The following is a 10,596-nucleotide window of genomic DNA, read 5'->3' as shown; positions in this document are numbered from 1 at the left end:
CGCGCGGCCGTCTCGGCCCGCGCGTCGGCGGAAGGAAACGAAGATGTTCATGAATATGCGAAAGGCCTTGCCGGCGCTGCTGTGCGCCTTGCCGGCGATGTCGGCCTGGTCCTTGCAGATGGCCCCGGTGATCGAGTTGGACGCCGACCGGAGCGAGATGCGGGTGGAGTTGAAAAACGATTCCCGGCAGCCGCACAGCTACCGCATCGTTCTGCGGCCCTTGGCCGGCCTGGAGGCCGGCGCGGGCGAGGACGCCGAACCGGCCACGGTGGACGCGGCGCCGGCGCGTTTGAGCTTGAAGGCCGGCGCCAGCGGCGCGATCAAGCTGCGTTACCGCGGCGCGGCGATGGAGGGGCGGGAGCGCTACTATCGTTTGCAAGTGGTGGAGGACGCGGCGGCCGGCGCGCAGGGCGCGCGCCGGGCCGGGGCTTGGGCGGATTATCCGCTGGCGCTGGGGAGCGTGTTGATTGTCCGGCCGCGCGCGGCCTATCTGGACTTCCATCTGGATCACGGGGTTTTGCGCAATACCGGCAACGCGGCCTTCTGGCTGCTGCAGGACGAGGCCTGCGGCGGCAAAACCGGCAGCACCAAGATACAGGCGCCCGGCAGCGCGGCGCGATTGGCGCCGCTGACGGGGCGCTCGCTGGTGCGGGTGGGCCTGGGCGACGAGATCCGGGTGGTGGTGGATCAGTGCGCGGGCGAGCAGGGTTAAGAGCCTGTTTACGATCTGCCGCGCGTCGGCGATACGGCGTTGAAAACCGCTTCGAAACGCCCATGCGCCGTCCGGCCATTCCGCTTCTTCCGCCGCAAGGCCTTGTCTCGTCCTTGCTTGCGAGGCTTTGAACGGCTTTAGGCGTCGTCCTCGGGCGCTTCTTGCCGCCGCCATTGCGCCAGGGCCTGCTCGAACTCCCGATGCCAGGCCAGCAGCGCTTCCTCCTCCGGGCGCTCGCCTTCCGTCCGCAGCGCGTGCTCCATCCGGGCGGCCAGCCGCGCCAGGGGCTCCGCGCCCACCGTCAGCGCGCCGCCTTTGAGCCGGTGCACATGGTGGAGCATGATGTCCGGCAGCTGGTCGGCGGCGGCTTGCCGGAACTGGAGCAGGTCCTGCCGCGCGCTGCGGCTGTACAGCCGGGCCAGGTCCAGCGCCGAGGCGGGCAGGGCGAGCGGCGGCGGCGCGGCGCCTTCCGTCGTCAACCACAAACGCAATATGTCCTCGATATCCCGCAGGCTGAGCGGCTTGGACAGCATGCCGTCCATGCCGCTGGCGATGCAGCGGTTCTTGTGCGCCAGATCGGTGATCGCGGAGATGGCGATGACAGGGGTGAAGGTCAGATTCCGTTCCGCCTCCAACTGGCGGATGCGCCTGGCGGTTTCGTAGCCGTCGATGCCGGGCAGATTGCAGTCCATCAGGATCATCGCGAAGGCTTCGCCTTGCCGCAGCAGCCGCAAGGCGGTCTGGCCGTCTTCCGCGATGACGGCGTCGCAGCCCAGCTGCGCGAGCTGCCGGCGGATGGCCTGCTGATTCACCTCCATGTCTTCCACCACCAGCAGGCGCTGCGGCGGCAGGGCGTCGGGCGCGGGTCCGGAGACGGGGGCCTGCGCGTCGGCGGCGGAGGGTTCGGCGACATCGACATGCAGGACAAAGCTGACGGCGGTGCCCTTGCCCTCGGCGCTCTCCAGCAGAATGCTGCCGCCCATCAGCTCGATCAATTGCTTGCAGATGCTCAGGCCCAGGCCGCTGCCGCCGTAGCGGCGGCTGGTGGAGCGTTCCGCCTGGCTGTAGGCGCGGAAGAGTTTTTCCTGTTGCGCCTTGGCGATGCCGACGCCGGTGTCGCGCACCGTGACCAGAAGCTTCCCGGATTTGGCGCTTTGCAGATTGAATTGCATCAAGAGCGCCACCTCGCCGCGATCGGTGAATTTGATGGCGTTGGACAGCAGATTGGTCATGATCTGACGCATGCGCAACGGGTCCAGGATCAACAGGCGGTTTTCCAGCCCGTCCGCGGCCAGGGTCAGTTCCAGTCCTTTGCGGCTGGCGCTCAGGCGCTGGCTGTCGCTGATCCCTCTGGCCAGTTCCAGCAGATCGGTGGGCAGTGTTTCCAGCGCCAGATGCCGCGCTTCCAGCTTGGCGGTGTCCAGCACATCGTCCAGCAGCTCCAGCAGATTGAGGGCGGAGGAGCCGGCCAGCGCGGCGAGCTCCTGCTGCTGCTTGCTTTGCCGGGTTTGCTGCAGGAGTTCGATGGCGGCGAGTATCGCATTCATCGGCGTTCTGATTTCGTGGCTCATCATGGCGATGAATTTCGACTTCGCCTCCTCGCTGGCCACCGCCCGGCGTTTGGCCCAGCGGGCCTGCGTGAACAGGAAGACCATCACCGACAGCACGCAGATCACCAGCAGGATTTCCGGCAGGTAGTAGCGGCTGATCTGATGCATGGACGGTTTGCCGAAGTCGATGTCGGCGACCCAATCGTCAAAAATCTCGTCGGTCTCGGACGGGCTGAGCTGGAGCAGGGACTTGTCGATGATGGAGCGCAGCTCCGGATATTGCTGCGCCACCTTGATGTTCAGGCCGGTGAACATTTCCGGCATGGTGCCGGAGATTTGCAGGGTTTTGGGGAAGCGTCCCTGCAACACCGGGCGGAACACGATTTCCGCGCCGATGGCGGCGAACACCTTGCCGTCGGCGACGGCCTTCAAGGCCGCCACCGGGTCGTTGATCAGCACCAGTTGCAGATAAGGGTAGTGCGCGCGCAGATACTGCTCATAACCGCCCCCGCCCTTGACCGCGACGGCCTTGCGTTCCAGTTGGGACGGGTTGAACAAGCCTTCGGCGCCGGCCTTGGTGATGATGATGGTGGCGGTGGAGGCGTAAGGCTGGCTATTCAGCAGCGGTATGCCATATTCCTTGGGAATCAGCTGCGTCGCGCCCATGGTGGCCAGATAGATCTGCCCGCTTTTCAACTTGCCTATCATGTCCTGGGTGTTCGCCGCGGCGACTAATTGAAACCGCAGGCCGCTCTTTTGGGCAATGGCTTTCAGGTAGGCGCAGCTCAGCCCCTTGTGGCTGCCGTTTTCAATATATTCCAGCGGCCAGTAGGGATCGATGGAATAGTAGATGGTGGGGTGCTGTTTGATCCAGGCGATTTCTTCCGCGGTATAGGACGGCGGCTCCGCCTGACTGGCCGCGCTGGACGCGCCCAGCCAGATAATAAACAGCGCGGACCAGAGCAGGGCGTGAAACGCGGTATTAAGGAGCGGGCGCAGGGGCGGGGCGGCAAAGGGGAGAATAGATTGCTTAGCTGTATTGTTTGCCATGCGGCCGCCGTCTTTGCTGTGTTTTCTTGGGCATTATAGTCGGTCCGGCCGTTTTGGCGATGCGGCGTTCTGGAAGGCGGTTAATTGCATGCGGCTTATTTTACCTGGGAAATAAGCGCTTAGCGAACGCCCGGCTTTGAGAATGGTCTTGTTGACGCCGATTTGTCCGGGCATTTAGCATTTTTTATCAATCCGGCGCGCAAGCGCGTTTGCGCGCGCAGAGTATGTTTTTGTATTTTAATCTTTTGAGAAATATTTATTTTGCTTGATTTTATTGCATGATATTGGTGTCCGGCGTCTTATTGTTTTGCCTTGTTTTATCATGGGTCAAAGTTGGCGCTTGAAATATTGCGGCGGGTTTTGAAAGAGAGAGGGGCCGGCTGCGGCGCGCTGACGGCGCATGCTATATTGGGACGTGCTTTTCAAAGAGCGGGAGTTTGAATTGATGCTGAAGTGATTTTTATCGCCATGGAGGAGGAATGAAGAAAAGAAAAATCAAAGTGATGTTATTGGACGACCACGAGGTGGTCAGACAGGGCTTGGGCTTTAGATTGTCGCAGGAGGGCGATATCGTCTTGGCGGGCAGCTTCGGCGACAGCCGCTCTTTTCTGGCGGCCTTGAATCATGAGCGGCCGGACGTGCTGGTGCTGGATTACGCGCTGCAGCCTCAGGACATGGACGGTTTGAACCTGATCCGCGCCATCCGCGCGCGTTTTCCCGAGGTGGTGATCCTGATCATGTCCTCTTATTACAACACGGCCACGGTGTCCCTGGCTTTGAGGGCCGGCGCGCGCGGCTTCGTCGGCAAACAGCAGGACCTGGACGAACTGGTGCGGGCGGTCCGGGTGGCGGCGTCCGGGCGCGTGTATCTGACCGCGGAAATGGCGCTGGAATTGGCGCAGGCCCAGCAGGCGGACAGCGTGCCCGCCGACAGTTCCACGCATGCGCCGGACGCGATGGACCGGGTGGTCCGCCTGTCCGCCTTGTCGCCGCGGGAGCTGGAGGTGCTGCGCTGTTTTCTGGAAGGCATGACGGTCAGCGAAATCGCGGACAAGTTTTCCAAGAGCATCAAGACCATCAGCGGCCAGAAACAGGCCGCGATCAAGAAGCTGGGTCTGAAGTCGGACCACGAGCTGTATTTCATCAAGGACGAAATCCAATAGACGGGCGGGCTGGGCGCCCGCCCTTCGTCGCGGCCCGGCCGCGCTCACTCCCGCCCGGCCGCGCCGTAGCGCGCGTCCAGTTCGTCGTAGAGCGGCTTGTTGACCAGGCGCTGACGTTCGGCGAACGGGGCCACCAGTTGCGGGTCTTCTTGCAGAATGCCGTCGCGGGACAGCGCGCCCAGCGCCCGCTGCATGCCGAGCACCGCGCCTTGCAGCGCGGCGTTGGCGTACAGCACCAGACCGTAGCCCAATTCTTTCAGATCGGCGGCGCTGAGCGCCGGGGTCTTGCCGCCGATGACGATATTCATCAGCAAGGGGCGGTCGAACAGCGCCGGCAGCCGGCGGATGTCGTCCAGCTCGCGCACCGCTTCGATGAACAGCACGTCGGCGCCGGCCTCGGCGTAGCGGCTGGCGCGTTCGATGGCGGCGTCTATGCCGTCCACCGCGCAGGCGTCGGTGCGGGCGATGATCAGCAGGTTCTCATCCTGGCGCGCGTCCGCCGCCGCCTGAAGCTTGCCGCACATTTCGGCGGCGCTGATCAGGCTCTGGCCGGCGAAATGGCCGCATTTCTTGGGCAGGACCTGGTCTTCCAGCTGGATGGCGTCGGCGCCGGCGCGTTCCAGCACGCGCACGGTGCGGCGCACGTTGAGCGCGTTGCCGAAGCCGGTGTCGGCGTCGACGATGATGGGGATGGACACCGCGTCGCGGATGGCGGCGGTCTGGTCCGCCACTTCCTTCAGGCCGACGAAGCCCAGATCGGGCAGACCCAGCTGCATATTGGTCAGTCCGGCGCCGGTCAGATAGAGGGCGCCGAAGCCGAGGTCTTCGACGAGGCGCGCGCTGAGGGCGTTGTAGGCGCCGGGCACCAGCAGGCCGGAGCGGCTTGCTATCAGGCTGCGCAGGACGTGTTTGCTGTTTTGCGTCATGTTTGCGGTTCCAGAGGGGCTAGGGGATGGGTTTGATGGTAGCGGCCGCGCCAGTAGACCAGCGGCTGGCGCGCGGGGTCGTGATGGGTTTCCAGCACCTCGCCGATGAAGATCAGGTGGTCGCCTTCTTCGTAATGGCTTTTGCGGCGGCAGGCCAGCCAGGCGGCGGCGCCGTCGATCAGCGGCGCGCCGTGGCGCCGCAGCGTGAACTGGGCGCGCTTGCGCTCGTCGAGATCGGGGCCGGCGAACAGTCGGCACAGGTCCAGTTGTTGCCGGCTCAGCACCTGGATGCCGAAGCGATCGGCGGAGAGAAAGCTGGCGGCGGCGCGCGATTGCCGGCGCAGACACCACAGGATCAGCGGCGGCTCCAGGGACAGCGCGCTGAAGGCGTTGATGGTCAGCCCCAGCGGGCCGCGCTCGGGGTCCAGGACGGAGGCGACGGCGACGCCGGTGGCGAAGCTGCCCAGGGTTTGGCGCAGGGCCTGCTGGTCTTGGCCCATCGTCAGACGGCGATGGCGTAGCCGAAATCGATTTCGCTGGCGGCCTGGCCGCCGCGCATGCCCCAGTTGTCGGCGGCTTCTTCGCGCAGCAGGATCAGCACCGAGGCGGGCGCGATGTTCAGCAGCGCGGCCAGATCCGCGGCCAGCCTGGCGTAGAGCTTTTTCTTGGTTTCCGGCTTGCGGCCGGCGAAGACGGTGATTTCGATGTGCAGGTAGTCCGGATCGCCGCCCGGCGGCAGCAGGTCTTCCGGCGCGTAGCGCTGATAGCGCGCTTGCAGCTCTTCGTCGCTGACGCCGAACACGGCGCGCAGCGCGTCGTAGACGCAGTGGACGATGGCTTGGCGCTGGGCCGGCGTGCGCGCGGCGGCGTCTTCGATTCTGACTATTGGCATAGGGGGCTCATTTCGATGGCGGTGGCGGCGGCGAAGGAGGCGGATTGCATTTCGGCGAGCCGGCTCAGCGTGCGGTGGGTGTCCGCCGACAGCGTGATTTCGCGCAACATGATTTCGATCGGGCGTTCCGAGATCAGCAGCAGGCGCTGGCGGCGGTCGTAGAGCACGTCCACCAGCCAGATGAAGCGGCGCAGGCCGTCCGCCTTGTTCAGCTGCGCCTGGACGATGTCGGAGACGACCACGGTGTGCCAGCGTTCCGACATTTCCAGGTAATCCAGATGCGAGCGCGGGCCCAGACAGAGGGTTTCGAAATCGAACCAGACGCAGTCCGGGCTATGCGCCCGCGCGGGCAGCGGCCGGCCGGACAGGGAGACGGCGGCGGCGGGGCCGACGGTCCGGCCCTGTTCTTGCAGCAGCCGGCGCAGGTGTTGTTCCGTGTCCGCGCCGCAGGGGTGCAGATAGTGTTCGCCGGCGGCGGCTTCGCGGTAGCGGTAGTCGCGCTCGCCGTCCAGGTGCAGCACTTGCATATGGCGCTGGATCAGCGCGATCACCCGCAGCGCGTAACGGTGCAGCTGCGGGTCCGGCAGCAGTTGTTCCGGCGCGTAGTTGGAGGTCAGGATCACCCGCACCCGCTCTTCCAGCAGAACGGTCAGAAAACGCTCCATCAGGATGGCGTCGGCGATGTCGTGCAGATGGAATTCGTCCAGGCAGAACAAACGGCTTTGCGCGGCCACGCGCCGCGCCAGCGCCGGCAGGTAGTTGGCTTGTTCGCCGCCGGCCTGGGCCAGGCCGCGGTGCAGATCGCGCAGGAACTGGTGGTAATGAATGCGCTGCGCCGGCTCGGCGGACAAGGCGAACAGGCCGTCCATCAGCATGGTCTTGCCGCGGCCGGGCTCGCCCCATAGATAGGCGCCGGTTTGCGGCGACGGCCGGCGCAACGGCCAGGCGGGGCCGGGCCGCGCCTGGACGCGCAGCGCGTCCAGCGCGTCGGCGGCGCGGCGCTGGCCGGGGTCCAGCACGACGCCCTGATCGATGAAGCGCCGGCTCAGGGCGGAGGGTTCAGCCATGCGCCGGCTCCGCGGTTTCGGCGAAGCGCAGCAAGGCGTCGAGCAGCGCGCGCTCGCCGGCTTCGTCGCGGCGCAGCAGATGGTCCAGCGCCGCCTGCTGGTCTTCCGGTTTTTTATCCTGCGATAGCTTGAAGCGGCCTTCCTCGCGCAGCACATGGACGCGCAGGCCGAGGATGTGCGGCGCGTTGGCGATCACCCGGGGATCGGCGGCCTCGTACTGGAACGGCGCTTGCGGCGGCTGCAGCCGCTCGCAGGTGTCGCTCAGCGCGCGGCGGGCGGATTCCAGGTCGTCCAGCACTTCGATTTCGACGTCCATATGCACGGCGACGTAGTTCCAGGTGGGCAGCAGCCGGCTGCGGTAGGCTTCCGGCGGGATATAGCTTTGCGGGCCCATGAACACCAGATGCGCGGGAAAGCGGCCGCGGCCCTGGAATTGGGGGTTGCGGCGGTCGACGTGGCCGAACAGGCTGCGGTCCGCGACGCGGAACAGCGGGATGTGGCTGGCGTACAGCCGGCCCTGGTGTTCGCTGCTGATCAGCGCCAGCGGGTAGCGGGCGATCATCCGGTCTATCAGCTCGGGGCGGCTACAGCAGTATTCCTGGTAATGGAAGGCGCATGAACTCACTGGAGGGTGTCCTTTTGCGTAGGCGCTTCGATCTGCGCGAGCCGGGCGCGCCGGCGGCGGTCGTGGGCGATGGCCGTTTCGGCCATCCACTTTAGCAGCGCGCGGCCGCGCAGCGGTCGCGAGTTGAAGGGCAAGAGGGCCGGGCCGGCGCCTATCAGCTGGCGCGCCAGGGTTCGGCCCAGCATGAAGGACAGCGCCAGGCCGCGGCCGTTGCAGCCGGTCCAGGCCAGGACGCCGTCGCCGACGCGGCGCAGGCTGGGCAGGCCGGACGGGGTGAGGCCGACCTGACCGGCCCATAGCCGCGGCGCGGCGTCGAGCTCCAGCCCGAAGACGGCGCGGACGCGCTGGCGCAAGGCGGCGGCGTATTGCTCCGCTTCGGCGTCGGCGCGCAGCGCGAACAGGCCGGTCAGCAATTGGCCTTCCGGCATTTTGCGGAAAAACCACATGTCGCGGCGGTTGTCGGAGAAGGGGATGTCGGCGGGCAGCACCCGCGCCTGTTGTTCCGGGCTCAGTTCGAACTGTCCGAGCGCCAGCGTCAGCGGCACGCTGTGGCGGGCGACTTCGGCGACGCCGTCGCGGCTGTAGGCGTTGCCCGCCATCAGCACGCGGCCGGCGCGCAGGCTGCCGCGCGGGGTGCGGATCACGTGCATGCCGTCGCGCGGGCTGGCTTCCACCAGCTTGGCCGGGCAGCGCTCCAGCAGCACCACGCCGCGCCGGCGGCAGCGTTCGGCCAGGCCGCGCGCCAGCGCCAGCGGGTCGATCTGGCCGCCGTCTTCGAACAGCAGGCCGCCGTGGTAGCCGGCGGCGGCGCTCAGCGCCCGAGCCTGCTCGGCGTCCAGCGCGCGGGCGCGCACGCCCAGCCTGCGCCAGGCCAGGGCGGCGGCCGGCGCGGAGCCGGGGGCGGCGAACAATTGCATCCAGCCTTTGCGCACCGGGCTGGCTTCGGGCAGCGCCAGCAGTTCGGCCGCGGCCTCGCTCAGGCCGGCCAGATAGCCGTCGGCCTGCGGCCCCAGCCAGGCGCGCAGTTCCGGCGGGCCGCAGCGCGCGGGCACCGGCACCACGAAGCCGGAGTTGCGGCCGGTGGCGCCGCCGCCGACGGCGTCGGCCTCCAGCACCACCACCGAGCAGCCGGCCTCGGCGGCGGCCAGCGCCGCCGACAGCCCGGTGAGGCCGGCGCCTATCACCGCCAGTTCGCAACTGACCGGCAGCGCGTCGGCCTTGGCCGCCAGCAGCCGCGGCGCGCGCGCCTGCCAGCCGCTGGCGGCGCTCAGCAAGGCCTCAAGCGCGGGCGCCGTCATGCCGCGATCCTTGTTCCAGCCGCGCCGTCAGCGATTGCACGATGGCCTGCGAGCGCAGCGCCAGCAGGCTGAAGGAGCCGGCGTCGCCCATGCCGTGCGAGGATTCGCACAGGCCGTTCAGGTAGAGCGGCGCGCCGCGGTCGGCCTCGCCCTGCAGGCGCACGCGGTAGTCCAGCGCGATGTCCACGGTGTCGCGCTCGGCGCACAGCTGCGGCGCCAGCGTTTCCAATACGCGCGGCCAGGGTTCGCGCTTGGGGCCGCGCCCCAGGTCCAGGAAGCCGGTGGCCAAGATCACCAGGTCCACGGTTTCGCTGACGATTTCTCCGCCCAGGAAGTGGCGCAGCCGCAGGGTGACGCCGTCGGCGCCGGGTTCGCAGGCCTCGGTGTCCATGCAGGTGAGCAGGGCCAGGCTGTCCTTGTCCTGCAGCCGGTTGGCGTATTGCTTGACGTAGAGCTGGTTGAGCACGTCGATGTCGGCGGCCGAATAATTGGTGAACACCAGTTCCTGGCGCAGCCGGGTCTTGTGTTCTGGGCTGGCGGCGAAGAAGGCGTCGACGAAGGCGGGGAAATACACCTCGTCGGAGAAGGGGCTGGTGTCTTTCTGACGGTAGCCGAAGTTGCGGGTGACGCCGACTACCCGCGTCAGCGCCGGCTCGGCGCTGGCGTGCAGCAGGATTTCCACCGCGCTCTGGCTGCCGCCTATCACCGCCACCCGGCCGCCGCCCTTGGCCTTGAGCCGTTCCAGCGCCGGCAGGTAGTGGTTGAGGTGGACCACGCGCGGGTCCGGCGCGCGCTGGAACGGTTCCGGGATGTTGGGGGTGCGGCCCGGCGCCAGCACCACGCTGAGCGCCAGGTATTCGCGGCCGTCGGCGCAGAGCACGCGGTAATGGCTGAGCGCGCCGTCGCTGTCGCTGACCGGCAGGATGTCGATGACTTCGCGCTGGTATTCCACCAGGTGCTGGAAGCAGCCGGCGGCCCAGCTGACGTATTGCGCGTACTCCAGCCGCAGCGGGTAGTGCAGCGGCAGGTTCAGGTGCTCGTAGAGCCGGTTGTGCTCGTGCAGGAAGTTGGTGAAGGTGTAGCGGCTGCGCGGGTTGCGCGGGGTGACCAGGTCGCGCAGCGGGTGGTTCTGGATGTCCGAGCCTTCCAGCAGCATGCCGGGCTGCCAGGCGGCGGAGGGCCGCCGCTCGAGGAAGCGCACGGACAGCTGCGGCGCCAGTTCTTCCAGCGCGATGGCCAGCGCGATATTGGCGGGGCCGAAGCCGATGCCGATGATGTCGTGTACGGTGTGCGTCATGCTGTCGCTCCAGGGT

The 10,596-nt window shown here is 67.1% G+C and carries 10 protein-coding genes; 2 read left to right on the top strand and 8 right to left on the bottom strand.

Annotation, left to right across the window (positions count from 1 at the left end; genetic code table 11):
* Positions 1 to 49: 49 nt before the first annotated feature.
* Positions 50 to 712 (top strand): hypothetical protein, encoded by a 663-nt coding sequence (locus DB032_RS19280; RefSeq protein WP_146176735.1) that lies wholly within the window; start codon positions 50 to 52, stop codon positions 710 to 712.
* A 137-nt stretch (positions 713 to 849) separates the two neighbouring features.
* On the opposite strand, the gene DB032_RS19275 is transcribed toward DB032_RS19280, so the two are convergent.
* Positions 850 to 3,312, bottom strand: a complete 2,463-nt coding sequence (locus DB032_RS19275) for an ATP-binding protein (RefSeq protein WP_107800889.1) — start codon at positions 3,310 to 3,312, stop codon at positions 850 to 852.
* A gap of 479 nt (positions 3,313 to 3,791) precedes the next feature.
* On the opposite strand from DB032_RS19275, the gene DB032_RS19270 reads away from it, so the two are divergent.
* Entirely contained in the window at positions 3,792 to 4,475 is a 684-nt protein-coding gene (locus DB032_RS19270; RefSeq protein WP_107800888.1) for a response regulator transcription factor, read from the top strand.
* Between the two features lie 44 nt (positions 4,476 to 4,519).
* Here DB032_RS19270 and DB032_RS19265 read toward each other — a convergent pair whose 3' ends face one another.
* From DB032_RS19265 to DB032_RS19235, 7 genes are read right to left on the bottom strand one after another with little or no spacing between them, the layout of a single operon-like run.
* The gene (locus DB032_RS19265) at positions 4,520 to 5,401 is read right to left on the bottom strand and encodes an oxaloacetate decarboxylase (RefSeq protein ID WP_107800887.1); all 882 of its coding nucleotides are present in this window, start codon (positions 5,399 to 5,401) and stop codon (positions 4,520 to 4,522) included.
* Complete coding sequence (locus tag DB032_RS19260) at positions 5,398 to 5,901, bottom strand: flavin reductase family protein (RefSeq protein WP_107800886.1); 504 nt, start codon at positions 5,899 to 5,901, stop codon at positions 5,398 to 5,400. Before DB032_RS19260 ends, DB032_RS19265 begins: the two co-directional genes overlap by 4 nt.
* Before the next feature lie 2 nt (positions 5,902 to 5,903).
* Positions 5,904 to 6,293: a tautomerase family protein gene (locus tag DB032_RS19255; RefSeq protein ID WP_107800885.1), complete on the bottom strand. Its 390-nt coding sequence runs from the start codon at positions 6,291 to 6,293 to the stop codon at positions 5,904 to 5,906.
* Positions 6,284 to 7,360, bottom strand: coding sequence for a cell division protein ZapE (gene zapE / locus DB032_RS19250; protein ID WP_158274365.1), 1,077 nt, complete (start codon positions 7,358 to 7,360; stop codon positions 6,284 to 6,286). The genes DB032_RS19255 and zapE overlap by 10 nt, the downstream gene beginning before the upstream one ends.
* Positions 7,353 to 7,985 (bottom strand): FMN-binding negative transcriptional regulator, encoded by a 633-nt coding sequence (locus DB032_RS19245; RefSeq protein ID WP_146176734.1) that lies wholly within the window; start codon positions 7,983 to 7,985, stop codon positions 7,353 to 7,355. Before DB032_RS19245 ends, zapE begins: the two co-directional genes overlap by 8 nt.
* Positions 7,982 to 9,283, bottom strand: a complete 1,302-nt coding sequence (locus tag DB032_RS19240) for an FAD-binding oxidoreductase (protein ID WP_107800882.1) — start codon at positions 9,281 to 9,283, stop codon at positions 7,982 to 7,984. Before DB032_RS19240 ends, DB032_RS19245 begins: the two co-directional genes overlap by 4 nt.
* Positions 9,264 to 10,580, bottom strand: a complete 1,317-nt coding sequence (locus DB032_RS19235) for a lysine N(6)-hydroxylase/L-ornithine N(5)-oxygenase family protein (RefSeq protein WP_107800881.1) — start codon at positions 10,578 to 10,580, stop codon at positions 9,264 to 9,266. The genes DB032_RS19240 and DB032_RS19235 overlap by 20 nt, the downstream gene beginning before the upstream one ends.
* Positions 10,581 to 10,596 lie beyond the last annotated feature (16 nt).

Source organism: Chromobacterium sp. Panama (assembly GCF_003052555.1).
Taxonomy (GTDB): Bacteria; Pseudomonadota; Gammaproteobacteria; order Burkholderiales; family Chromobacteriaceae; genus Chromobacterium.
Note: the sequence above shows the minus strand (reverse complement) of the source record. Positions and strands in the feature narration are given on the sequence as shown.